General features: G+C 68.3%; 24 protein-coding genes. 9 read left to right on the plus strand and 15 right to left on the minus strand.

Annotated elements, in window-relative coordinates; all coding sequences use genetic code 11:
• Positions 1-3: 3 nt before the first annotated feature.
• Genes BMZ25_RS00540 through speE form a run of 3 tightly spaced genes read left to right on the plus strand, consistent with a single transcriptional unit; the run spans position 4 to position 1918 of the window.
• A complete protein-coding gene (locus BMZ25_RS00540) occupies positions 4-513 on the plus strand; it encodes a helix-turn-helix transcriptional regulator (RefSeq protein WP_235859741.1) in 510 nt (169 codons plus the stop codon).
• 44 nt (positions 514-557) lie between these two features.
• Complete coding sequence (locus tag BMZ25_RS00545) at positions 558-1064, plus strand: 2'-5' RNA ligase family protein (RefSeq protein WP_092686833.1); 507 nt, start codon at positions 558-560, stop codon at positions 1062-1064.
• Positions 1061-1918, plus strand: coding sequence for a polyamine aminopropyltransferase (gene speE / locus BMZ25_RS00550; protein ID WP_092686836.1), 858 nt, complete (start codon positions 1061-1063; stop codon positions 1916-1918). Before BMZ25_RS00545 ends, speE begins: the two co-directional genes overlap by 4 nt.
• 93 nt (positions 1919-2011) lie before the next feature.
• On the opposite strand, the gene BMZ25_RS00555 is transcribed toward speE, so the two are convergent.
• Entirely contained in the window at positions 2012-2281 is a 270-nt protein-coding gene (locus BMZ25_RS00555; RefSeq protein ID WP_092686838.1) for an usg protein, read from the minus strand.
• A 191-nt stretch (positions 2282-2472) separates the two neighbouring features.
• Between BMZ25_RS00555 and gyrA the strand changes: the two genes are divergently transcribed.
• The 4 genes from gyrA (at position 2473) to gluQRS (ending at position 8186) form a co-directional block, all read left to right on the plus strand.
• Positions 2473-5235, plus strand: coding sequence for a DNA gyrase subunit A (gyrA, locus tag BMZ25_RS00560; RefSeq protein ID WP_092686841.1), 2763 nt, complete (start codon positions 2473-2475; stop codon positions 5233-5235).
• 97 nt (positions 5236-5332) lie between these two features.
• The gene (locus tag BMZ25_RS00565) at positions 5333-5830 is read left to right on the plus strand and encodes a hypothetical protein (RefSeq protein ID WP_092686844.1); all 498 of its coding nucleotides are present in this window, start codon (positions 5333-5335) and stop codon (positions 5828-5830) included.
• A 40-nt stretch (positions 5831-5870) separates the two neighbouring features.
• Positions 5871-7226: a methylenetetrahydrofolate--tRNA-(uracil(54)-C(5))-methyltransferase (FADH(2)-oxidizing) TrmFO gene (gene trmFO / locus BMZ25_RS00570; RefSeq protein WP_092688135.1), complete on the plus strand. Its 1356-nt coding sequence runs from the start codon at positions 5871-5873 to the stop codon at positions 7224-7226.
• 96 nt (positions 7227-7322) lie between these two features.
• Positions 7323-8186 carry a tRNA glutamyl-Q(34) synthetase GluQRS gene (gluQRS, locus tag BMZ25_RS00575; RefSeq protein ID WP_092686847.1) on the plus strand — a complete coding sequence of 288 codons (864 nt, stop codon included), beginning with the start codon at positions 7323-7325 and terminating at the stop codon, positions 8184-8186.
• Between the two features lie 7 nt (positions 8187-8193).
• Here gluQRS and hisI read toward each other — a convergent pair whose 3' ends face one another.
• Positions 8194-8553, minus strand: coding sequence for a phosphoribosyl-AMP cyclohydrolase (gene hisI / locus BMZ25_RS00580; protein WP_092686849.1), 360 nt, complete (start codon positions 8551-8553; stop codon positions 8194-8196).
• Positions 8554-8619: 66 nt separating this feature from the next.
• Here hisI and BMZ25_RS00585 point away from each other — a divergent pair, with 66 nt between their 5' ends.
• Entirely contained in the window at positions 8620-9081 is a 462-nt protein-coding gene (locus BMZ25_RS00585) for an iron-sulfur cluster assembly scaffold protein (protein WP_092686851.1), read from the plus strand.
• 201 nt (positions 9082-9282) lie between these two features.
• On the opposite strand, the gene BMZ25_RS21260 is transcribed toward BMZ25_RS00585, so the two are convergent.
• From BMZ25_RS21260 to sciP, 5 genes are all read right to left on the minus strand, one after another.
• Complete coding sequence (locus BMZ25_RS21260) at positions 9283-9405, minus strand: hypothetical protein (protein ID WP_268874170.1); 123 nt, start codon at positions 9403-9405, stop codon at positions 9283-9285.
• A gap of 113 nt (positions 9406-9518) precedes the next feature.
• The gene (gene recG, locus BMZ25_RS00590; protein WP_092686854.1) at positions 9519-11606 is read right to left on the minus strand and encodes an ATP-dependent DNA helicase RecG; all 2088 of its coding nucleotides are present in this window, start codon (positions 11604-11606) and stop codon (positions 9519-9521) included.
• Positions 11603-13990 carry an NAD-dependent DNA ligase LigA gene (gene ligA / locus BMZ25_RS00595; RefSeq protein ID WP_092688138.1) on the minus strand — a complete coding sequence of 796 codons (2388 nt, stop codon included), beginning with the start codon at positions 13988-13990 and terminating at the stop codon, positions 11603-11605. The genes recG and ligA overlap by 4 nt, the downstream gene beginning before the upstream one ends.
• 184 nt (positions 13991-14174) lie before the next feature.
• Positions 14175-14888 (minus strand): response regulator transcription factor CtrA, encoded by a 714-nt coding sequence (ctrA, locus tag BMZ25_RS00600; RefSeq protein ID WP_092686857.1) that lies wholly within the window; start codon positions 14886-14888, stop codon positions 14175-14177.
• Between the two features lie 90 nt (positions 14889-14978).
• Positions 14979-15257, minus strand: coding sequence for a CtrA inhibitor SciP (gene sciP / locus BMZ25_RS00605; protein WP_092686860.1), 279 nt, complete (start codon positions 15255-15257; stop codon positions 14979-14981).
• Positions 15258-15386: 129 nt separating this feature from the next.
• On the opposite strand from sciP, the gene mnmA reads away from it, so the two are divergent.
• Positions 15387-16529 (plus strand): tRNA 2-thiouridine(34) synthase MnmA, encoded by a 1143-nt coding sequence (mnmA, locus tag BMZ25_RS00610; RefSeq protein ID WP_092686863.1) that lies wholly within the window; start codon positions 15387-15389, stop codon positions 16527-16529.
• 79 nt (positions 16530-16608) lie between these two features.
• Here mnmA and lpxB read toward each other — a convergent pair whose 3' ends face one another.
• The 8 genes from lpxB to rseP all read right to left on the minus strand — a co-directional run bounded on the left by lpxB (position 16609) and on the right by rseP (position 24609).
• Positions 16609-17748: a lipid-A-disaccharide synthase gene (gene lpxB, locus BMZ25_RS00615; RefSeq protein ID WP_092686866.1), complete on the minus strand. Its 1140-nt coding sequence runs from the start codon at positions 17746-17748 to the stop codon at positions 16609-16611.
• Complete coding sequence (locus BMZ25_RS00620) at positions 17745-18569, minus strand: LpxI family protein (RefSeq protein WP_092686869.1); 825 nt, start codon at positions 18567-18569, stop codon at positions 17745-17747. Before BMZ25_RS00620 ends, lpxB begins: the two co-directional genes overlap by 4 nt.
• The gene (gene lpxA / locus BMZ25_RS00625; RefSeq protein ID WP_092686872.1) at positions 18569-19366 is read right to left on the minus strand and encodes an acyl-ACP--UDP-N-acetylglucosamine O-acyltransferase; all 798 of its coding nucleotides are present in this window, start codon (positions 19364-19366) and stop codon (positions 18569-18571) included. The genes BMZ25_RS00620 and lpxA overlap by 1 nt, the downstream gene beginning before the upstream one ends.
• A gap of 1 nt (position 19367) precedes the next feature.
• Positions 19368-19820, minus strand: a complete 453-nt coding sequence (gene fabZ / locus BMZ25_RS00630) for a 3-hydroxyacyl-ACP dehydratase FabZ (RefSeq protein ID WP_092686875.1) — start codon at positions 19818-19820, stop codon at positions 19368-19370.
• Positions 19821-19892: 72 nt separating this feature from the next.
• Positions 19893-20588, minus strand: a complete 696-nt coding sequence (locus BMZ25_RS00635; RefSeq protein WP_092686878.1) for an OmpH/Skp family outer membrane protein — start codon at positions 20586-20588, stop codon at positions 19893-19895.
• Positions 20589-20592: 4 nt separating this feature from the next.
• Complete coding sequence (gene bamA, locus BMZ25_RS00640; RefSeq protein ID WP_235859742.1) at positions 20593-22863, minus strand: outer membrane protein assembly factor BamA; 2271 nt, start codon at positions 22861-22863, stop codon at positions 20593-20595.
• A 205-nt stretch (positions 22864-23068) separates the two neighbouring features.
• A complete protein-coding gene (locus BMZ25_RS21265; RefSeq protein ID WP_268874172.1) occupies positions 23069-23194 on the minus strand; it encodes a hypothetical protein in 126 nt (41 codons plus the stop codon).
• A 71-nt stretch (positions 23195-23265) separates the two neighbouring features.
• The gene (rseP, locus tag BMZ25_RS00645; protein WP_092686883.1) at positions 23266-24609 is read right to left on the minus strand and encodes an RIP metalloprotease RseP; all 1344 of its coding nucleotides are present in this window, start codon (positions 24607-24609) and stop codon (positions 23266-23268) included.
• Between the last annotated feature and the right edge of the window lie 8 nt (positions 24610-24617).

A 24617-nucleotide genomic window follows, 5' to 3' on the forward strand; every position in this document is an offset into this window, starting at 1 on the left:
CTCTTGGACAGGGCGATCAATCTTCCGCACGCGGATGCCAGGCCCTATGGCCTGGCGCTCCTGATCCTGGCGCAGGTCGTCTGCGCCGGGTTCTTCCTCTGGGACGTCGCCGAGGACTGGGCGATGTCCACCGACCCGCTCTGGCACCTATCGACCGAGATGGGCGCGACCCTGGCGCTTGCCGCCGCGATCATCTTCGAGACGCGGTCGGTGCTGCGCCTGCTGGAGCGCAAGGCACATCTCGAACGGAGCGCGTCCGTTGCGGCCAAGGCGATGACCGAGGTGATCGAGGCGCATTTCGACGCCTGGTCCCTGACACCGTCCGAACGGGACGTGGCGAACTTTCTCGTCAAGGGCATGTCGATCGCGGAAATCGCCACGCTGCGCGGTAGCGCCGAGGGGACGGTGAAGTCGCACCTGAACGCGGTCTACCGGAAATCCGGCACGCGCAACCGCGGCGAGCTTCTGAGCCTGATCCTCGAAAGCCTGATGGACCGCCCGCCGCCGGGCTGAGGCCCGCGCTTGCCGGCGGCACCGCCGGCGCCTAGATCGCGGCGATGGCCCTGATCCTGACCCTTGCATTCGATGCCGCCTCCGCGAGCCGGTTCGAGCACGCGCGGCAGGCGCACTTTCCGCCCGACCGGAATCTGATCCCGGCCCACCTGACACTGTTCCAGCAGCTGCCCTCGGACCGCATCGACGAGGTCGCGACGCGACTCGGGGCCGTGACCGCGGAGACGCCACCCCTGCCCTTCACCGTGGACGGCATCCTGGATTTCGGGCGCGGCGCGGCCTACCGGCTCGACATGCCCGGCTTCGCCGCCTTCCACGGCGCGTTGCGGGCGGCGTTCGGCGGGCTTCTGACCGCCCAGGACGACCGCCGTCGCAAACCCCACGTCACGATTCAGAACAAGGTCGACCGCGCGACGGCGGAGGCGACGCAAGCGGCCCTTCGCGAGGGCTTTTCCCCGTGGCGGGGTCTGGCGCACGCCGCGCTGCTCTGGCACTACCGCGGCGGCCCGTGGGAGGCCGCCGGAGAGTTCCAGCTGGAGGGACAGCGATGACCGACATGACCGGATGGAGCGTCGAGCGCCTGCACGACGACCACAGCCAGGCCCTGCGCGAGACGCGCGTGCTTTACGACAGCCAAACCGACCACCAGCGCTTGCGCGTCTTCGAGAATCCGACCTTCGGGCGCGTGCTGACACTGGACGGCGTGGTGCAGGTCACCGAGCGCGATAATTTCATCTACCACGAGATGCTCACCCACGTTCCGATCCTGGCCCACGGCCGCGCGCGGCGGGTGCTGATCGTCGGCGGCGGCGATGGCGGCATGGCGCGCGAGGTCCTCAAGCACCGCAGCGTCGAGAGCGTCACGATGGTCGAGATCGACGGCGGCGTCGTGGAGTTCTCGAAGGAATACCTCCCCTCGATCTCGGCCGGCGCGTTCGAGGATCCGCGGCTCGACCTCGTGATCGCCGACGGGGCGGCCTTCATGCGCGAGACCGAGGGCGGGTTCGACGTGATCATCGTCGATTCCACCGATCCCGTGGGTCCGGGCGAGGTGCTTTTCACCGATACGTTCTACGACCATGCGCGGCAGGCGCTGACAGAGGGCGGCATCCTGGTGACGCAGAACGGCGTGCCCTTCATGCAGGGGGACGAGCTGAGCGGCACGATGCGGGCGTTCCGGGCACTGTTCGAGGACTGGACCTGCTATCTCGCCACCGTCCCCACCTATGCCGGCGGCCCGATGGCCTTCGGTTGGGGCAGCACGGGGACGGCGGCCCGCCGCACGGACGCCGAGACGCTGCGGGCCCGGTTCGAGGCCGCGGCGATCGAGACCGACTATTACACGCCCGAGGTCCATCTCGGCACCTTCGCCCTGCCGCCCTATGTCAGCCGGCTTCTGCCATGACGCCGCGGCTGACGCCGCGACACGATCATTGCGCCGCCCTCCGGGCGGCGCGGTGCCTCCGGCGGGGATATTTCAGGGGCCGAAGAGGACCGGTCAGTGACAGGTGAATTCGCCGGTGACATTGCGCCATTCCCCCGGCCCGATCTGCCGGCGGTGGACGAAGCGCACGGAGTGGAGCGGCCCCTCGATCTCGTCGTGCCAGAACTCGATGAACCGGAACAGCCGCGGGTGGTCCGGCGCGAGGTCGTAATCCTGCCAGATGAAACTGTTGAGGACGCTCTGGTAATCGGGCATGCGGTAGAACATCTCGGCCGTGGTCAGGCCGTAGCCCTGCAGCATCAACTCGGTCTCGGTCATACTCATCGAAGGCTTCCTTTCCTCACCCATTGGTAAAGGATGCGCCAATCCGGCGAGTATGCAACGAAAACAGTGTGTTAGCACTCGCGGCCTGTGGCTGCCGGGTTGTGGCGGCGCCCCCCATTGCACGCTATATCCACGACAGTGTATAGTCGGTCCAACAATATATAGATGCGCAAGGCAGAGGACACGTCCAGGTGAGCGATACGCCCGAACCCCCTGAGAATGATGACGAAATGGGCGGACAGCCGCCCTCGGCACCATCGGGACCGTCGATTTCGATCTCGGACGAGATGCGGAACTCGTTCCTCGACTACGCGATGTCGGTCATCATCAGCCGGGCGATCCCGGATCTGCGCGACGGGCTGAAGCCGGTGCATCGCCGCATCCTCTATGCGATGCACGAGACCGGGAACACCCACGACAAGGCGTACCGCAAGTCGGCCCGGCCCGTGGGCGACGTGATGGGCAAGTACCACCCCCACGGCGACAGCGCGATCTACGACGCGCTGGTGCGGATGGCGCAGGATTTCTCGATGTCGCTGCCGCTGCTGGATGGCCAGGGCAATTTCGGCTCGATGGACGGCGACAACCCGGCGGCCATGCGCTATACCGAGGTGCGGATGGACCGTCCTGCACAGTCGCTGCTGGCGGACATCGAGAAGGACACCGTCGACTGGCAGGACAATTACGACGGCAAGGACCTGGAGCCCAGCGTCCTGCCCGCGCGGTTTCCCAACATGCTGGTCAACGGCGCCGGCGGCATCGCCGTGGGCATGGCGACGAACATCCCGCCACACAACCTGGGCGAGGTCGTCGACGCGACCCTGGCGCTGATCGCCGATCCGGACCTGTCCAGCGAACGGCTGATGGAATACGTGCCGGGGCCGGACTTTCCCACCGGGGGCATCCTGCTGGGCCGCTCGGGCGCGCGGAAGGCCTACATGGAGGGCCGCGGCAGCGTCACCATCCGCGCCAAGACGCGGATCGAGGAGATGCGCAAGGACCGCTATGCCATCGTCATCGACGAGATCCCCTATCAGGTGAACAAGGCGGCCCTGGTCGAGCGCGTCGCCGACCTTGTGCGCGAGAAGAAGATCGAGGGCATCTCGGGCGTGCAGGACGAGTCCGACCGGGTCGGCGTCCGCGTGGCGATCGAGCTGAAGAAGGACGCGACGCCGGACGTCGTGCTGAACCAGCTCTACCGGTTCACACCGATGCAGACCACGTTCGGCTGCAACATGCTGGCGCTGCATGGCGGCCGGCCCGAACAGCTGACGCTGCGCGATTTCCTCACCCATTTCATCGCCTTCCGCGAGGACGTGGTCGCCCGGCGCACCGCGTTCGAATTGCGCAAGGCGCGCGAGCGCAGCCACATCCTGTGCGGCCTCGCCGTGGCGGTGTCGAATGTCGACGAGGTCGTGGCGACGATCCGGGCCTCGACCGACGCGCCGGAGGCGCGCGAAAAGCTGATGGAGCGGCGCTGGCCCGCGGCCGACATCGCGCCCTACATCCGGCTGATCGACGATCCGTCGCACACGATGAACGACGACGGCACCTACAACCTGTCCGAGCGGCAGGCCCGCGCGATCCTGGAGCTGCGGCTGCAGCGCCTGACCCAGATCGGCGTGAAGGAAGTCACAGACGAGCTCGAGGAGCTTGCCGCGAAGATCAAGGACTACCTCGACATCCTGCGCTCGCGCGAGCGCATCATGGAGATCATTTCGGACGAGCTGACCGAGGTTAAGACGAACTATGCCGTCGCCCGCCGTACCGAGATCGTCGACTGGGCCGGCGACACCGACGACGAGGACCTGATCGAGCGCGAGGACATGGTCGTGACGGTCACCCAGTCCGGCTATATCAAGCGCACCCCGCTGGACGAGTTCCGGGCGCAGCGCCGGGGCGGCAAGGGCGTCGGCGGCATGGGGATGAAGGACGACGACATCGTCACCACCCTGTTCGTCGCGAACACGCACACGCCGCTTCTGTTCTTCACGACCGACGGCATGGTCTACAAGCTCAAGACCTGGCGCCTGCCGGTGGGCTCGCGCACGGCACGGGGCAAGGCGATCGTCAACATCCTGCCGATCCCGAGCGGCGTGTCGATCGCGGCGATCATGCCGGTGGACCGCGCCGAGGAGGATTGGGACGAGCTGCAGGTGGTCTTCGCCACCTCGGCGGGCGACGTCCGGCGCAACGCCCTGTCGGACTTCACCAACGTGAAGTCGAACGGCAAGATCGCGATGAAGCTGCCCGATGACGTGAGCCTGGTGAATGCCCGCATCGCGTCCGAGGACGATGACGTGCTCCTGGTGACGGCCGAGGGCCGGGCGATCCGGTTCCGGACCACCGAGGTCCGGATCTTCAAGGGACGCGATTCCACCGGCGTGCGGGGCATCCGGCTGGCCAACGGCGACCGCGTCGTCTCGATGGCCGTCATCCGCCATTTCGAGGCGACGCCGGAAGAGCGCGCGACCTATCTCAAGATGCGCCGCGCGATGGCCGGGCTCGCAGACGATTCCGATGCCGACGACGAGGACGGCGCCGGCGAGGACCGCGATTTCAGCCAGGAGCGCTATGTCGAGATGTCGGCGGCCGAGGACCTGATCCTGACGATCACCTCGAAAGGGTCCGGCAAGCTGAGCTCGAGCCACGACTACCCGGTGCGGGGCCGCGGCGGCCAGGGCGTGCGCGCGATGGATGCGGCGATGCGGGGGGGCCCGCTGGTCGCCAGCTTCCCGGTCGAGACCGATGACCAGATCATGCTGGCGACATCGAAGGGCCAGTCGATCCGCGTGCCGATCGACGGAATCTCGTTCCGCTCGCGTGGGGCCGGCGGCGTGAAGGTGTTCAACACCGGTCCCGGGGAAGAGGTCGTCTCGGTCGCGTGGATCGCCGACCAAGGCAACGCCGAAGATCTGAGCGAGGACGACGACGGCACGACGCCGGAGGAATGAGCGGGCGGGCGTGCCGCGCCCGCGTCGCCGTCCTGCCGCGATTTTGCCCAACCCGGCTGCGAGCGTGATCCGACGCGACTCGCAGCCGGAGCCCCCGATGCCCTTTCCGTCCCATGCCGATCCCCGCCTGCGGCGCACCCTGACCGGTGTGCGGATCCTGATCGCCTCGTGCTTTCTCGCGGCGACGGGGCTGATCGGGGACGCGTCCCTCAGCCTTTCCAACCTGGCGGACATGCCGGTCGCGACCGCCGAGCTTGTGGTCGGAACGGCCGTCTATGCCGCGGCCATTGCCACCATGCTGGGCTGCATGCTGCGTCTCGCCGCGGTGGCGCTCGCGCTGCTGGTGGTGGTGTCGGCGCTGGGGCTTCCGGCCGAGGGGATGGCCGGGCTCTGGAACGATGCCGCGCTGTCGGTTGCGGTGGCGCTGATCTCGATCGCGCCGCAACCGTGGGCCAAGCCGACCGCGACGTTCCGCAGCTCTCGCGGCACCGACCGTCGGCCACCGGCGGGACGCCACCGGACGCTGTCTTCCCTTGCCGAGGCGGGGGACAGCGCCGAGGACCGGAACATCTTTCACGACGTGACCACGGCCTGACCCTCTTTCAAAGCGCCGCGCACGCGGTTACATGCCCGGCATGAGCGAAGAACTTCACATCGTCGGCGGCGGCATGGCCGGGTCCGAGGCCGCGTGGCAGGCGGCCGAGGCCGGTGTGCCGGTCGTGATTCACGAAATGCGGCCCAAGGTCGGCACGTTCGCCCACCACACCGGCAATCTGGCCGAGATGGTGTGCTCGAACTCGTTCCGGTCGGACGACGATACGTCGAACGCCGTGGGGCTCCTGCACTGGGAGATGCGCGCGGCGAACGGGCTGATCATGTCAATGGCCGACCAGCACGCGCTGCCCGCGGGCGGCGCCCTGGCCGTGGACCGAGAGCCCTTTGCCGAGGCCGTGACCGCCCGGCTGCGGGCGCATCCCAATGTCCGCGTCGAAGAGGGCGAGATCACCGCCCTGCCCGACGACGGCCGTTGGATCATCGCGACCGGCCCGCTGACCTCGTCGGCCCTGGGTCAGGCCATCGCGGCCGAGACCGGGCAGGACGCGCTGGCCTTCTTCGACGCCATCGCGCCCATCGTCTACACCGAGACGATCGACATGGAGAAGGCCTGGTACCAGTCGCGCTACGACAAGGGCGAGACCGAGGAACAGCGCAAGGCCTACCTGAACTGCCCGATGGACCGCGACACCTACGAAGCGTTCATCGACGCGATCCTCGAGGCGGACAAGACGGAGTTTCACGAGGGCGAGACGGCGGATTACTTCGACGGATGCCTCCCGATCGAGGTAATGGCCGCGCGTGGGCGCGAGACGCTGCGCCACGGTCCGATGAAACCGGTGGGCCTGACGAACCCGCACCAGCCGGACGTGAAGGCGCACGCCATCGTGCAGCTGCGCCGGGACAACGCGCTCGGCACATTGATGAACATCGTCGGGTTTCAGACCAAGATGAAGTACGGCGCGCAGAAAGAGGTCCTGCGGATGATTCCGGGGCTTGAAGAGGCGCACTTTGCCCGGCTCGGCGGCATCCACCGGAACACGTTCCTCAACTCGCCGCGCCTGCTGGACGAGCGGATGCGCCTGCGCTCGCGGCCGAACATCCGCTTTGCCGGTCAGATCACCGGCGTCGAGGGGTATGTCGAATCCGCCGCCATGGGGCTGTTGGCCGGACGCATGGCCGCGGCCGAAATCGCGGGCCGCGACCTGCCGGCGGTGCCGCAGACGACGGCTATGGGCGCCCTCGTCCACCACATCACCGGCGGCGCCGACGCCAAGACGTTCCAGCCGATGAACGTCAATTTCGGGCTGTTCCCGCCGGTCGAGGGGCTCAAGGGCGGACGTCGCGGGCGCAAGGATCGCTACCGCGCCTATACCGACCGGGCAAAGACCGACTGGCAGGGCTGGATCGCCGCGACGGCGCCGGAGCCGGCCTGAGCGTCGGACCCGGCGGGTGAGCCTCGCAGTCCATACGCGGACGGCCATGTCCCGAGTGGCGCACCCCTGCCATCCAGTCACGCCGATGTGTCAGCCGTGACCCTCGTCACCCGGTTCGCCCCCTCGCCCACCGGGCCACTGCATCTGGGCCATGCCTTCTCGGCCCTGACCGCCCACGACCTTGCGCGGGACGCAGGCGGCACCTTACTGCTTCGCATCGAGGACATCGACCGCGCCCGCTCGAAGCCCGAATGGGAGACTGCGATCCACGAGGACCTGCGCTGGCTTGGCCTGCGCTGGCCCGAGCCGGTGATGCGACAATCGGATCGGCTCGACCTCTATCGCCAGACGCTCGACCAGATGTGGCGGGAGGGACTGCTCTTTGCCTGTTCCTGCACGCGCCGCGACATCCGCGAGGCGCTGTCGGCCCCGCAGGAGGGCGCGATGGGGCCGGACGGGTTGATCTATCCGGGCACATGCCGCGCTGAGACGGTCCACCGCCATCCCGTCCCGCCCGACGGCACGGCCCTGCGGCTCGACATGGGCCGCGCGTGGGATCGGCTGGGCACCGACACGCTGACCTACGACGAGACCGGGCCCGAGCGACGCGGCCGGCACACGATCTCGCGAGACGCGGCCGTGATGGGGATCGGCGACCCGGTGCTGGCCCGAAAAGACATCGGGACGTCGTATCACCTCTCGGTGGTGCTGGACGACGCGGCGCAGGGGATCACGGAGGTCGTGCGCGGGCTCGACTTGTTCGACGCGACCGGGCTGCATGTCATCCTGCAGGCGCTTCTGGACCTGCCGCGCCCGCGCTATCACCATCACCGCCTGATCCGCGACGACGCGGGTAAGCGTCTGGCCAAGCGCGACGACGCGCGGGCCATCGCCGCCTATCGTCACGACGGGCTGAGCCCGGACGACCTGCGCCGGCTCGTCGGCCTGCCCGCGCGATGACGACCCATTATGCCTCGGGCGTTGCGATCTCCACCGCCTCGCCGTCGCGGACCGCGGTGTAGAAGCACGAGCGGCGGCCGGTATGGCAGGCCGGTCCCTCCTGCCGGACCAGCGCCAGCAGGCAGTCGGAATCGCAGTCGATGCGCAGCTCGACCAGGTGCTGGAGATGTCCGCTCGTCTCGCCCTTGACCCAGAACGCCGCGCGGGAGCGGGACCAGTAGGTCACCCGCCCGGTCTCAAGCGTGCGGCGGACCGCGTCGGCGTTCATCCAGGCCATCATCAGGACCTCGCCGGTCTCGGCCTCCTGCGCGATGCAGGGGATCAGACCTGCGTCATTGTATGACAGGCTGGCGGGATCGAAGGACATCGCTACTCCTTTCCAACGGACGCGCACGGGCCTATCTATTCGGGACGCGACGAATGGGAAAGACCGATGTCCGACAGCGACCTGATCAAGCTCTACTCCGGCCGGATTCTCGAACTGGCCGCCGATCTGCCGCTGACGGACCGGCTGGAGGCGCCGGACGCGACGGTGCGCAAGCGCTCGCCGCTGTGCGGATCAACCGTCACGGTGGACCTGTCCGTGACCGATGGACGGATCAGCGCCTATGGGCAGGACGTGAAGGCCTGCGCGCTGGGACAGGCCGCGGCATCCGTTGTCGGGTCGAACATCATCGGCCGCACCCGGAGCGAGGTCGAGACGGCCCGCGATCAGCTCAAGGCGATGCTGAAATCCGACGGGCCGGTACCCGACGCGCCGTTCGACGGTCTCTCCGTTCTCGAGCCTGCGCGGGACTACAAGAACCGCCATGCCTCGATCATGCTGACGCTCGACGCCACGGCCGAGGCGATGGCCCAGGCCGAGCGCGCCGCCGACCTGTCGCACCACGGCTGATTTCCGCCTTTTATACATAAAAAACCGCCGCACATCCCGAAGGATGGCGGCGGAAGGTGCGTGTCTGTGGGGCGACCGGAGCATCCGGGGATGAGGCAGACCGGATGCAGGGGACAGGGATGCGACGCGGGCCGAACGTTGGGGACAGGGACCGCGCGCCGCTGGTCGGGTACAGACCGCAGGCAGAAACGGGGTCGGGCGTCAGAACAACCCGGGCAGATACAATCCGCCGATCAGAAGAACCACCAGCGCCGCGGCGCCGACGAAGTCCTGCGGCAAGGTGTCGGACGAGCGGTGTATCACGGCTTTGACGTCGGTGATCATGTCGGCGGCTCCCTATGGTGTTCTTCGTGTTGCTCCTTTGTTCTCACAAGGATGCCGGTGAGTAAAGAACTTTTTAGGAACATCCGGGAACAGGCGCGAACACTGGGCGCGAGTTAGCCCACCGAGATCAGCCGTATCGCCTTGTCCTGCTCCATCAGCCAAAGAAGCGTGCGCGCTGCCGCGCCACGCGTTCCGGTCAGTTTTGGGTCGTCGGCCAGCAGGCGCCGGGCGTCCGATTGCGCCAGCGCCATGAGTGCCGATTGCCGTTCCACGTCCGCGATGCGAAACCGCGGCAGGCCGGACTGCGCCACGCCGATCAGGTCGCCGGCGCCGCGCATGGCAAGGTCCTCTTCGGCGATGCGGAAGCCGTCCTCGGTTTCGCGCAGGATCTCCAGCCGGCGGCGTCCCGTGTCGTTCAGCGGCGGCTGGTACATCAGCAGGCAGGTCGATGCCTCGGACCCGCGACCGACCCGGCCGCGCAGCTGGTGCAACTGGGCAAGGCCGAAGGTTTCGGCCCGTTCGATCACCATGATCGACGCGTTGGGCACGTTGACGCCGACCTCGATCACCGTGGTCGCGACAAGCACCCCGGTTTCCCCCGCGACGAACCGCGCCATCGCGGCATCCTTGTCGGCGGGCGGCATCTGGCCATGCACCAACCCGACCACGCCGTCACCAAGCGCCGCGCGAAGCCGCTTGAAGCGTTCTTCCGCCGCGATCAGGTCCGAGGTCTCGCTTTCCTCGACCAGCGGGCAGACCCAATAGGCCTGCCGCCCCTCGGCCACGGCCTTCCTCAGGTGATCGACAACCTCGTCCATCCGCCCCGTCGACACCAGCGCCGTCTTGACCGGCTTGCGCCCCGGCGGCTTCTCGTCCAGCACCGAGACATCCATGTCGCCGTATTGCGCCAGCGCCAGGCTGCGCGGGATCGGCGTGGCGGTCATCACCAGCACATCGACGCCCTGCCCCTTCGCGCCAAGTTGTAACCGCTGGCGCACGCCGAAGCGGTGCTGTTCGTCGACCACGGCAAGACGCAGGTCGGCGAAGGCCACGTCGTCCTGGAACACCGCGTGCGTGCCCACGAGGACCTGGATGTCGCCCCGTGCCAGCGCGTCGAGCTTTGCGCGCCGCTCGGCGCCCTTGTCGCGGCCGGTCAGCAGCTCCAGCACGACACCGGCGCTTTCGGCCAGGGGTTGCAGCCCGTCGAGATGCTGCCGCGCCAGGATCTCGGTCGGCGCCATCATCACCCCCTGCCCGCCCGATTCCACGGCCGCCAGCAGCGCCATGAAGGCCACCAGAGTCTTGCCGGCCCCGACATCGCCCTGCAGCAAACGGTTCATCCGCTCCGGCCGCGCCATGTCGGCGGAGATCTCGGCGATCGCGCGGGTCTGCGCGCCCGTCGGCGCATAGGGCAACGCGGCCAGAACGCGCTTGCTCAGCTGTCCCGTGCCCTCGGACACCCGCCCCTTTGCGCGCCGGCGTTCCAGCCGCGCCAGGCCCATGGTCAGCTGGTGGGCCAGCAGTTCGTCATAGGCCAGCCGCTGCCGCGCCGGCGCGGTCGGCGCCAGCTCGGACCGGCCAAGCGGAGCGTGAGCCGTGCGCACCGCCTCGTCCCAGGCGGGCCACCCCTCGCGCGCCCGCAGGTCGGGATCGATCCATTCCGGCAGATCCGGCAGATGCTCCAGCGCGCTGGCGACCGCCTTGGACACCTGGCGCTGCGTCAGGCCCGCGGTCAGCGGATAGACCGGCTCGAACGGCGGGATCGCGGCGGCCTCGTCGACGGGCAGGATGTGGTCGGGATGCACCATCTGCGCCATGCCGTCGAACATCTCGACCTTGCCGGACACCACTCGCCGCTCCCCCTCGGGAAGCTGCCTCTTCAGCCAGTCCGACCGGGCGTGGAAGAACACCAACTGAAACGTCGTCTCGGCATCGCTGACCTCGACGCGGTAGGGCCGGCCCTTGACCGCGTTGGGGATGTGGCGGCCGACCACGACCTCGACCGTGGCCATGTCCGGCGGCGCGATCTCTCGGATCGAGGCGCGGCGCGAACGGTCGATGCCGGAATGGGGCAAGGTGAAGATCAGATCGCGGGGCCGCTCGACGTCGAGCTGCGCGAAATGCTCGGCCGTCTTCGGGCCGACCCCGGCGAGGCCGGTCAGCTCGGCGAACAGCGGATACAGGACCTCGGGCCGGCTCATGCGTCTCCGACGAGCGCCAGCCAGCCGTCCTCGTCCAGTGTCTCGATCCCCAGCTCCGCCGCCTTCTTCGCCTTGGACCCCGCGCCCGGCCCCGCGACGAGGATGTCGGTCTTGGACGACACGCTGCCCGAGACCTTCGCGCCAAGCGCCTCGGCCCGCGCCTTGGCCTCGGCGCGGGTCATCTTTTCGAGCGTGCCGGTAAAGACCAAGGTCTTGCCGGCGACGGGGCTGCCTTCGGTGTCGGGGCGTTCGACCCGCTCGACCCGCAGATGCGCGGCGAGGCGGTCGATCGACGCGCGCTCGCTGTCCTGCGCGAAGGCGGCGACCAGTGCGGCGGCGGCGATGGCGCCCAGCCCGTCGATCCCGACGATATCCTCCCACGCGGCGCGTGCCTCGGCCGAGACGGGATCCTCGTCCCACACCTTGCGGCGGGTCTCGGTCACGCGGGCGCGTCGGCCCTCGTCGGCGGCGGCGCGACGCTCGGCCTCGACAGCGGCGTCGGCCTCCTGGTGGCGACGCTCGGCGGGTCGGGCGGTATCGACGGCCTTCGTCAGCGCCTCCCAAGTGCCGAAGTGGCGGGCCAGGTCGCTGGCCGCGACTTCTCCGATATGCCGGATGCCGAGGGCGAAGATCAGCCGGTCGAGCGGGATCGTGCGGCGGTCCTCGATGGCGGCGAAGAGGTTCTGCGCGCTCTTCTCTCCCCAGCCTTTGATCCGGGCGAGCGGCTTTTCGGCGAGAAAGCGGATCGCCTTCACCAGCTCGTCCGCGTCCGTGCCGCTGACCGGGATCTCGACCGACCGCAGCAGTTCGGCGTATTTCTCGGCCGTCTCCTCGCCCCGTCCGGGGCGTTGCAGCTGGCCATGCACGAAGGCGGCGAGACCGTCCTTCAGCTTCGAGCCCGCCGCGTCCCGTTCCGGCAGGGTGAAGATGTCGGCCGGCTCTTCGATCCAGTGGAGAAAGTAGAACAGCTCGACCTGCTTGCCGCCGAGCCCCTCGATGTCGAAGGCCGCGCGCGAGACGAAATGACGAAGCTTCTCGACGGCCTGCGCGGGACAGATCAGCCCGCCGGAACAGCGCCGCGCGGCGTCACCTTCCTCGCGGATCGCTTCAGAGCCGCATTCGGGGCAAGTCGTCGGAAAGGCGTAGGGCGCGGCGTCGGCGGGCCGCTTGTCGAGATCGACATCGGCCACCTTGGGGATCACGTCGCCGGCGCGATAGACCTGAACCCAGTCGCCCTCGCGGATGTCCTTGCCGTCGCGGATGGGCTCGCCCCTGGCGTCGCGCCCGGCGATGTAATCCTCGTTGTGGAGCGTCGCATTGGAGACGACGACGCCGCCCACGGTCACCGGCGTCAGGCGCGCAACCGGCGACAGCGCGCCGGTGCGGCCGACCTGGATCTCGATCTTCTCGAGCCGCGTCCAGGCCAGCTCGGCCGGGAACTTGTGCGCGATGGCCCAACGGGGCGTGGTCGAGCGGAAGCCAAGGCGGCGTTGCAGGCCGAGGTCGTTGACCTTGTAGACCACGCCGTCGATGTCATAGCCGAGCGTCGCGCGCTGCGCCTCGATCTCGGCGTAATGGGCCAGCATCTCGTCCGGACCGTCGCAGAGCGCGGTCAGCGGGTTGGTCACGAAACCCAAGGCGGAAAGCCGCTCGATCGCCGCCATCTGCGTCTCTGCCAGCGGCGCGGTGTGGACGCCCCAGGCATAGGCGAAGAACCGCAGCGGGCGGCGTTCGGTGATCCGCGAGTCGAGCTGGCGCAGCGAGCCGGCGGCGGCGTTGCGCGGGTTGGCGAAGGTCTTGCCGCCCTGCTCCGCCTGCCGCTCATTGAGCGCGGCGAAGTCGGCATGGCTCATGTAGACCTCGCCCCGCACCTCCAGACGATCCGGCGCGCCGTCGAGCCGGTGGGGCACGTCGTCGATGGTCCGGGCGTTCTGGGTGACGTCCTCGCCCACGGCCCCGTCGCCGCGGGTGGCCGCGCGGATCAGATCGCCGTTCTCGTAGAGCAGGGTCAGGGACAGGCCGTCGATCTTGGGCTCGGCGGTATAGGCGAGCGGGGCGTCGTCGGCGAGGCCCAGGTAGCGCCGGATGCTCTGGTCGAAATCCTGCACGTCCTCGGGTCCGAAGGCGTTGCCGAGCGAGAGCATGCGCACCTCGTGCGCCACCTTGGCAAATCCCTCGGCGGGGGCCGCGCCGACCTGTTCGGTCGGGCTGTCGCTGCGCTTGAGCTTCGGGAACAGCGCCTCGATCTCGGAATTGCGGCGCTTGAGCGCATCGTATTCCGAATCCGGGATCTCGGGCGCGTCCTGCCGGTAGTAGGCGACGTTGGCCCGGTTCAGCTCGGTGGCGAGACGGGACAGTTCTCGCCCGGCTTGCGCCTCGTCCATCTGGTCGGGGCGCAGTTCACCCGCCTCGGCCGAATCCGTGTCCGGGCGTCCCGCTGACTTGTCTTGTGCCATCCATCCCTCCGCCGGACCGTTTCCTCGTGTGATAGGAGCGGGTCCGGCGCAGGTCCAGCCGTGAGTGGGCTTTGGGGTGCTGCCGCATCCCCGCGGCAGCTTGGTCGTCTCGTCAGGCCGTCGCCGCCACCGGCTCGGCCTCTTTCCGATCATCGGGGTCGCGCAGGACGTAGCCGCGGCCCCAGACCGTTTCGATGTAATTGTCGCCGCCGGTCGCCTGGCTGAGCTTCTTGCGCAGCTTGCAGATGAACACGTCGATTATCTTCAACTCGGGCTCGTCCATCCCGCCGTAGAGATGATTCAGGAACATCTCTTTCGTCAGGGTGGTGCCCTTCCGCAGGCTCAGAAGCTCGAGCATCTGGTATTCCTTGCCGGTCAGGTGCACCGCGGTGCCATCGGCCTCGACCGTCTTGGCGTCGAGATTGACCACGACCTTGCCGGTGCGGATGACCGATTGCGCGTGCCCCTTCGACCGGCGGATGATCGCGTGGATCCGCGCAACGAGTTCCTCGCGGTGGAAGGGCTTGGTGAGGTAGTCGTCGGCGCCGAAGCCGAAGCCGCGAATCTTGTGCTCGGTGTCGTCGTCGCCCGAGAGGATCAGGATCGGCGTCTCGATCTTGGCAAGGCGGACCTGGCGCAGCACGTCGTAGCCGTGCATGTCCGGCAGATTCAGGTCGAGCAGGATCAGATCGTAATCATAGAGCTTGGCGAGATCGACGCCCTCCTCCCCCATGTCGGTACAATAGACATTGAGGTTGGCGTGCGTCAGCATCATCTCGATGCTGCGCGACGTCGTCGGATCATCCTCAACAAGAAGCACTCGCATCACAAACTCCGGATTTCGATATCGTCGGTACTAGAAATTGACCAAAAGGGTTAAGCCGACGTTACTAGGAGAGCGGCCGCCCCTGTCAATCTAAAGTTGTCGATATTTCTGTAATCGGGTCGCCTTCAGCGCCGCCTCACCGTGGACATCGACGGCCGATCGCCAGCTGCGCAGCTCTTCGGCGCTCAGCCCATACATCTCCAGCGCCTCGTCCTCGGTGATGAGGCCAGCGGCGACGGCCCGGACCACCGCGGCCTTGCGGCTGGCCACCCACCGCATCGTGCCCTGAGGCGGCAGATCCGCACGCGTCATCGTGCGGCCGTCCGGCAGCCGGACGGCCCGTTTTCCGTTCACCTTCTTCAGATACATTCCCGCAACCCCTTGCGTTTCCCCGGGGACGGACAATGACCGTAGCCGCTTAAGGGCCGATGAAACGACGCCTTGTGAATATGGGCAATTTTCCTATATTGGCGGCACATTCTCCCGAAGGTTCAGAAGATGCCCCTCGACAGCACAACCAAGCTGAATTCGCTCGGCTTTGCCAAGGCGCCGTCCGAAACCCGCGTCGTCGTCGCGATGTCCGGCGGTGTCGACAGTTCCGTCGTCGCGGCCGAACTGGCGGCGCAGGGCTATGACGTGGTCGGCGTCACGCTGCAGCTTTACGACCACGGCGCGGCCCTGGCCAAGAAGGGCGCCTGCTGTGCCGGGCGCGACATCCACGACGCGCGCCGCGTGGCCGACGAGATGGGCTTTCCCCACTACGTGCTCGACTACGAGAACACGTTCCGCGAGGCGGTGATCGACGAATTCGCCGACAGCTATCTTGGCGGCGCGACGCCCGTGCCCTGCATCCGCTGCAACGAGCGGGTGAAGTTCCGCGACCTTCTGGAGACGGCGAAGGATCTCGACGCCGATTGCATGGCGACCGGCCACTACATCCAGCGCAAGATGGGTCCGAACGGGGCCGAGCTGCATTGCGCCGCCGACGACGCCCGCGATCAGTCGTATTTCCTGTTTTCCACCACGCAGGAGCAGCTGGACTACCTGCGGTTCCCGCTGGGCCACCTGCAGTCGAAGTCCGACACCCGCGCGCTGGCCGCGAAATACGGGCTGGGCGTGGCCGACAAGCCCGACAGCCAGGACATCTGCTTCGTCCCCGACGGCGACTATGCCAGCGTGATCGAGAAGCTGCGCCCCGGCGCCGCCGAACCGGGCGAGATCGTCCATGCCGACGGCCGGGTCCTGGGCACGCACAAGGGCGTCATACACTACACGATCGGCCAGCGGCGCGGTCTGGGCATCGGCGGGCTGGACGAGCCGCTCTACGTGGTGAAGCTCGATACCGAGAACTGCCGCGTCATCGTCGGCCCCAAGGAGATGCTGGCGACCCGCGTGGTGCCGGTGCGCGAGATCAACTGGCTGGGGGACGCGGACTTCCATGACGGGCCGCACGAGATCTCTGTCAAGGTCCGCTCCACCCGGCCGCCCCGCCCGGCGATCCTGCGGCCGCTACCGGATGGCGGCGCCGAGGTCGAGTTGCTGACGCCCGAGGAAGGCGTCTCTCCGGGGCAGGCCTGCGTGTTCTACGAGACGGGCACGACGCGCGTTCTGGGCGGCGGCTGGATCTGGCGCGGGGCCTGAGCGCGGGACGGTGATCCGGCGGGGCTGCCCTTGGCACTCGTCGGAGCCTCCGGCGGGGATATTTTCAGGACCAAAGAGGTCAGAGGCGTGCGAGGATGGCTTGGGCCGCTCGCAGGCCCGGCGGAGCGTCGTGCAGGCCCAGGCGCTCCATCGTGAGGCGGGCGGCGGCCTGTTGCGGCGCGCGCGTCTCGGGGTTGCGCAGGAGGTCCTGGAGCGCTGGCGCGATGAGGTCGGCGCGGCACCTGGCACCGATGAACTCTGGCACGGCGCGGGTCTCCGAGACGAGGTTGACCAGCGTCACCGTGTCGATCAGCGCCATGGCGGTGATGATCTTGCGGCTGAGCCAGGCCATGTCGTAGGCCACGATCATCGGCACGCCGGCGCGCGCCAGTTCCAGCGACACCGTGCCGGAGGCCGCGAGGGCGGCGTCGCAGGCGCCGAAGGCGGCCCATTTCCGTGACCTCTCGCCCGCGTCGATCAGGACCGGCTCCAGGGGCCAGTCCTTCGTCAGCTCCTTCATCGCGGACATGAGGCCCGGTGCCACCGGCACGACGGCGGCGAGGTCGGGCATGGTCCGGGCGAGGTCGGCGAGGGTGCGGCCGAAGACGGGGGCCAGGCGGGCGATCTCGCCCTGGCGCGATCCGGGCAGGACGCAGAGCGCGGGGCCTTTCAGCGCGTGTTCGTCGCGGAACGCCGCGATCTCGTCCGGAGTGGCGACGGGCTCGGAGACGACGGGGTGGCCGACGAAATCGCAGGCGACGCCGGCGGCCTCCATGTAGGGCGGCTCGAACGGCAGCACCGCGAGCACCTGGTCGACGCGACCCGCCATCCGCGCGGCCCGTCCGGGCCGCCACGCCCAGACCGACGGCGCGACGTAATGCACGATGCGAGTGGGCGCGCGGGCGCGGACCAGCCGCGCGAGGCGGAGGCAGAAATCCGGGCTGTCGATCGTGACCAGCAGGTCCGGCGCCTCGGAGACCGCGGCGTCGGCAGCCTGGTGCAGGCGCCGGCGGAGATGGGGGTAGCGCGGGATGATCTCGGCCAGCCCCATCACCGACAGGTCGGACATGGGAAAGAGGCTGTCGAGCCCTTCGGCCTGCATCAGCGGGCCGCCCACGCCGCAGAACCTCATATCGGGCCGGAGCTCGCGCAGCCCCGCCATCAAGGCCGCGCCGAGCCGGTCGCCCGACGCCTCGCCCGCCACGAGGAAGACCTTCACGGTACATGCCCCCAGAGGAACAGGCCCGCGGCATCGCAATCGGCGCACACACGGTCGCGGTCCAGGACGAGCACGCCGCCCGCCTCGACGGCGAGACCGGAGAGGCCGGCGCGCAGGGCGCCCGCCACGGTGTCGGGCCCGATCGTCGGAAGGTCGACCCGGTGGTCCTGCCCCGGCTTCGGCGCCTTGTAGAGGATGCCGCGCCCGGCGGCGGGATCGGGGCGGATGTCGGCGAGGCCGGGCAGCGTGGCGAGCATCCGGTCGGTGCCGGGCAGCGCCTCGACCGCCAGCGCCTGCCCCTGGGCCACGACGCAGGACTGGCCCACATCCGCCGCGCCGAGCGCGCCGACGATCCGGGCCGCGCGGTCGATGTCGGCGCGGTCGCGCACGGAGGGTTCGGCGCGGGTCAGGCAGCCGGGTTCGACCAGGAGGTCCGGCCTGAGCTCGTGGGCGGCGCGGGGCGTCAGGCCGGCCTCTTCGAACAGGGCGAGGACGGTACGCAGGGTCGTGTCGTCGCCGTCCTTCATGGCCTGGGAAAGCCGCGGCACGAGGGGGGCGGTGGCGGCGTCGATGGCGGTGGGGTCGATGTCGGGACGTCGGACGGCGCCCGCGAAACAGACCTCGGTCGCGCCCTCCCGCCGCAGGTCCTGCAGGAACGTGCCCAGCCGCTCGATGCGGAAACTGCGGCACTCGCGGCCCGCGTCCGGAACGGTGCAGGGCGCGCCCTCCATTGCGCAGAGGAGCCACGGCGCGCTGCCCGCGTCGAGCGTGTCGGCCAGGAGTTCCGGCAGGCGTCCCTGCCCTGCGATCAGCGCCAGCATCAGCGCGGCGTCAGGAAGCCGCGGTCGCTCTCGGCCAGGACGAAGTCGACGATGTCGCGGACATAGTCGCTGCCGGTCTCGGACGAGAGGCGGCGGGCGCGATCCTGGAATGCGCCCTCGCCCTGCTTGAGCGTCTGGAACGCGGCCCGGAGTGCCGTGATGTCCTCGCGTCCGACGCCCTTTCGCTTGAGCCCGACGAGGTTGAGACCGTCGATCTCGCCCCGCGGCCCCTGCACCAGCGCGTAGGGCATCACGTCGTGGGTGACCATGGTAACGGCGCCGATGATGGCGCCCTGCCCGATGCGGACCCATTGGTGCACGCCAGAGAGACCGCCGAGGATGACATTGTCGCCGAGGACGCAATGTCCCGCCAGCGCTGAGTTGTTCACCAGGATCACGTTGTCGCCGACCTGGCAGTCGTGGGCGACATGGGCGCCGGCCATGAACAGGCAGTCGTCGCCGACGCGCGTGACGCCGCCGCCGCCCTCGGTGCCGGTGTTCATCGTGACGTGTTCACGGATGCGGGCGCGCTTGCCGACGATCAGGCGCGTCTCTTCGCCGGCGAACTTGAGGTCCTGCGGGATCTCTCCGATCGTCGCGAAGGGAAACACCGTCGTGCCTTCGCCGAGCTCGGTGCGGCCGGTGATGACGACGTGGCTGCGAATCTCGACATCCGCGGCGAGGGTCACGCCCCCCCCGATCAGGGCGAAGGGACCGACGACCGCGCCGGCGCCGATCTCGGCGCCGTCCTCGACCACGGCGGAGGGATGAATCCGGGCTGTGTGATGGATCGCCATCTCAGGCGGGCAGTTCCATCATGGCGGTGAACTCGGCCTCGCAGGCGAGCTCTCCGTCCACCGTGGCGCGTCCCGAGAACTTCCACACCTTGCCGCCGCCGCGCTTGGTCGTGATGGCCATCTCGAGGACGTCGCCGGGCACGACCTTGCGGCGGAACTTGCAGCTGTCGATCGCCATGAAATAGACGCGGAACTGCTTGTCGGCCAGGTCCTGCGCCACACCGACCATCACCGCGGCGGTCTGGGCCATCGCCTCGACGATGGTGACGCCCGGCATGATCGGGGCGCCGGGGAAGTGCCCCTGGAAGTGCGGTTCGTTGAACGACACGTTCTTGAGGCCCACGGCCGATTTCGTGCCGTCGATGTCCCGCACCCGATCCACCAAAAGGAACGGATAGCGGTGCGGAATGATCCGCTGGATCAGGTCGATATCGGCGGTGGCGAGGTCGGTCATGGGCGTCGTCCGCAACTGTTCTGGCTTGTGCCGTTGCCTAGCAAGCGGGGCGTGGCGGCACAAGCGCGGGCGCTATTCCACCGGATCGGGCCGGTCCTCTTCGAGCTCGGGCATCGCCGGTGCCGGCGCGGTGCCGTCGTCCTGCGTCTGCGGATCAGCGGTGTCGGAGGCGTCCGGGGCGTCGGGGGACTCGACGATCGGCTCGGCCAGGATCGTGTCGGTGAGCAGGTCACCGCCCTCGCCGATCGCGTCGTCGATCCGTTCGATCGCCTCGTCGGTGATGTCGATGGCGTCGGCAGACAGGAAGATCGCACGCCGGTCCAAGATGGCGACGGCGCCGCGGTCGCGCACGACCTCTTCCAAAACCCCGGCGATCTGCGACAGGAACACCTGCTGCGCCTGCTCGCGCAGCCGCGTGACGTCGCGCACCTTGGAATCCTGCCGATCGCGGAGACGCTGGACCTTTTCGTCGAACGCCTCGGCCAGTGGCGCAAATTCCTCGGGCGCCAGCGTGGCGCGGCGCTCGGTCAGGTCGCGCTCTTCGGCGATCAGCTCGTTCTCGATACGGCGGTTCTCGGCGGCCAGCGCCTCGGCCTTGGCCTCGATCTCGGCGGCGATGCGGCGGCCGAACGCGGATTCCGAGAACAGGCGGTCCTGATCGACCGTCAGGATCGGCGACGGGACGGTGACCGGCGCACCCTGCTGCTGGGCCACCGCGCAGAGCGGCGCGGCCAGCGCCAGGACGCAGGCCATCAGCAGGGCGCGCATGGTCTCAGAACCGGGTCGAGATGGTGATCGCGAACTGTTCTTCCTCGTCATAGGTCTCCTTCTGGAGCGCCTTCGAGAAGTTGAAACGCAGCGGACCGATCGGCGTGGTCCAGAACAGCGACACGCCCACGACCGAGCGCAGGTGGAAGTCATCGTCGACCTCGACCCCGTTGGCGCCGGACGTGTTGTCGAGGCTCCAGACCGACCCCGCATCGGCAAACACGCCGCCGGTGATGCCGTATTCCTCGGGCACGCCGATCGGGAACTCGGCCTCGAAGCGGGCCACCGCATAGACGTTGCCGCCGAGCGCGTCCTCGTTCTCGGCCTCGAGATCGCGCGGGCCGAGGCCCTTGGAGCCGAAGCCGCGCATCTGGCGCGAGGACAGGAAGTAGCGGTCGGTCACGCGGCTATCGCCGTCGAGCATGTGGATCGCGCCGCCCTCGATCGTGGCGCGCAGCGTCACTTCCTCGTTGTAGACACGGGTCTGTGCCGAGGCGAGCGCGCGGGTCTCGATATACTCATTGTCGCCGCCGACGCCGGCATAGGTCTGGCCGAATTCCAGCAGGACGCCCGCGTTGGGGTTCAGGCCGGTGACGCGGGTGTCGTAGCTCAGCTCGTAGCCGAGCGAACTGGTCACCTTGCTGCCCTCTTCCGCCTGGATGATCGGCGAGGTGTCCTCGCTCACGTCCGAGATTTCGGCCTCGGCCAGGCGATAGGTCAGACCGAGACGGCCGTTCTCGCTGATCGGGAACTCGAACCCGGTGCTGAAGCCGAGGATCTCGGTATCGTAGTCGGCCGCGTCGTTGTCGGTCGTGTTGTAGAACGCGCTGAAGCGATATCGCAGGTCACGGCCCAGGAAATACGGCTCGATGAAGGTAATCGACGAATCCGCCGAGTCGGTTCCGGTATTGTAGCTGAACGCCAGCGTCTGCCCGCGGCCGAGGAAGTTGCGCTCGGAGAACGACACGGACAGGCCGGGCCCGTTCTCGAGCGAATAGCTGGCACCGAAGGAAAGCGAGCCGGTCGGTTGCTCTTCGACATTCACGTCGACGACCACTTGGTCCTCGGCGGAGCCCTGGCTGGTCTCGACATCAACGTTCGAGAAGTAATTCAGCGCCCGGATACGCTCGGCCGCCTGGCGGATCTGGCGCGGGTTGAACGGGTCGCCCTCAACCGTGCGGAACTGCCGGCGCACGACGCGGTCCAGCGTGGTCTGGTTGCCCTCGATGTCGATGCGCTCGACGAACACGCGGGGGCCGCGCGTCAGGCGGTAGTTCACGTCGAGCGTCAAAGTGCGCTCGTTCCGCGAGATCTGCGGCTCGACCCGGACGAAGTTCAGGCCCTTCTGGATCGCCAGCCGCTCCATCCGCGCGACGTCGCGTTCGATCGCGGTCGGGGTGTAAGTGCTGCCGGCGCGGGTACGCGCGACATTGAGGAATTCCTGCGCGTTCACTTCCGCCAGATCCGACGACGCGGTAATCTGGCCGAAATCGAATTGCTGGCCTTCCTCGATGTTGAACTGAATGAAGAAGGCGCCGCGGTCGCGGGCGAATTCGCTGCTGACATTCGTGATGCGGAAATCGGCGTAACCGCGCGAATTGTAGAAATCCGTCAGAAGCTGGCGGTCATATCCGATCCTATCGCTGACGAACGTGTCGCGCTGGATGATCTGACGCAGAAGGCCGGCCTGTTTCGTCTCCAGCACGCCGCGCAGGCGACGGTCGGAATAGGCGCGGTTGCCGACGAACGAGACGCGCTCGATCTCGCTGACGCCGCCCTCGGCGACCTCGAAGACCAGGTCGACACGGTTGTCCGACCGCTCGATGATACGGGGCGAGACAGACGCCGCCACTCGGCCGGCCTGCTGATAGGCGTTGGTGATCGCCGCGGCGTCCGCTTCGGCCTGCGTCGGGTTGTAGACGCGGCGCGGCGTGGATTCCACCAGCGGGCGCAGCTCGTCGTCGCTGAGCCGGTCGTTGCCCTCGATGTTGATGCGGTTGATCGTCGGGTATTCCTCGACCCGGATCACGAGCGTGCCGCCCTGCGGCTCGATCTCGACCGAGCGGAACAGGCCGGAATTGACGAGCCGCTGGTAGGCGTCGTTCAGCGTCGCCGCGCCGACCGCCTGCCCCTGCGGGATGCCTGCGATCGAGGCGATCGAATTCGGCTCGATCCGCTGGTTCCCCTGGATCGCCACGTTGGAGAAACTGTAGGTCTGCGCGTGCGCCACCTGCGGCAGCGGCGCGGTGGCCAGCATGGCCGCGACACTGGCCATTCCGATGCCGCGCCCGACCGCTGCGGCAGCCCCTTTCCGACGCGCTGCCACGCCACTGTCCCGATTGCTCATGCGCCCCATTCCATATTCGGTCGTCTTTGCGAAATGGGTACTGGGAATGGTGCGCCTTGTCAAAACGCGAAGGCCCGCCTCCGGTTCGCGAAGGCGGGCCTTGTGCAAGCCGGACACGCCTGTCCGGACGGCGTCAGAGAGAGCCGACGAACGCCCCCAGTCCCAATGCGCCGATGATCGTCGCCACGTACAGCAGCCGGTCCCAGTTCAGATCGAACAGGAGCGACAGGCTATTCGCGCCGTCCTGAAGTTGATTCATGATTCCGTTCCCGTTTGGACGGGTCCGCGGATAGGCCCCGAATATGGCGCGAGTTGGACGTCAAGAAGGCGTCAAGGGCAGAACAGGTCGTTCGTCAGCGCGAACACCATGAGCGCGCCGATCAGCGCCAGGCCGATTCCCATCAGGACGCGGAGCGCGCCGTCGCTGGGCGGCCGGCCGGTCACCGCCTCGTAGGCGTGAAAGACCAGATGTCCGCCATCCAGCACCGGGATCGGGAACAGGTTCATCAGGCCCACGGCGGTCGACAGGACCGCGATGAACCAGATGAAGCTGGTCGCCCCCTGGCTGGCCGCCGCGCCCGAGGTCTGGGCGATGCCGATCGGGCCGCTGATGTTGCACGAACTGATGGCGCCGACGGCCATGTGGTAGATGCCCGACAGGCTCGACTGGACGATATAGGCCGTCTGCGACGCGCCATAGCTCAGCGCCTCGAACGCGCCAGGCGTCTGCGAGGCCGGCTCGAAGAACATGCCGCCGGTGATCCCGATCAGCCACCGCGTCTCGAATCCGCCCCCCTCGGTCGGCAGGTCCATCCGCTTGGGCGTCAGCGACAGCGTCTCGGTGCCGGCGTCGGGACCGCGCCAGACATCCAGCGACAGCGCCTGCCCGTCCGAGCCCGCGACCTTCGTTCTGAGCTGATCGAAGGCGAAGACCTCGTCTCCGTCCACGGCGACGATGACGTTCCCCACCTCCAGATCCGCCTGCATCGCGGCCGATTGCGGGGTCACCCCGGCCACCAGCGGCGGGAACGGATGCGGGCCCTGCACGGTGATGACCTCGTCCCCGCGGCGCACCTCGTAGTCGAGCACCGGCTCAACGGGCAGCGTGTCGATGTAGCCGTTCATCTCGTCCAGCGGCGGCGTCGGCTCTCCGGCGATCGACAGGATCTCGTCGCCCGACTCAAGCTGCTGCACCTCGGCGGGAACGGGGCGGATCTCGTCCACCGTCAGCGGATCGCTCGCCACGCCGCGGAACAGGATGACGACGGCAAAGACGGCGACCGAGAGGACGAAGTTGAACACCGGTCCGGCCGCCACCGTGGCCGCGCGCGCCCAGAGCGGCGCACCGTGCATCGTGGCGCGGCGGTCCTGCGGGGTCAGCGCCTCACCGGCATCGACCTTGCCGACACTCGCCGCGTCGGCGTCGCCCGCGAACTTTACGTAGCCGCCGAAAGGCAGGGCAGCGAGCTGCCAGACCGTGCCGCGCTTGTCGCGCCGTTGCCAGATGACCGGGCCGAAGCCCAGGGAAAAGACGTCGGCATGGATGCCCGACCAGCGGCCCACGATGTAGTGGCCGTATTCGTGGACCGCGACGATGACGCTCAGCGCCACCACAAAAGCCACGACTGTGTAGAGGAAGCCGCCGAACGACGGGATCAGTCCAATGATATCCATGTAACCGC

Origin of the sequence: Tranquillimonas rosea (assembly GCF_900111315.1) — a bacterium.
Classification (GTDB): domain Bacteria; phylum Pseudomonadota; class Alphaproteobacteria; order Rhodobacterales; family Rhodobacteraceae; genus Tranquillimonas; species Tranquillimonas rosea.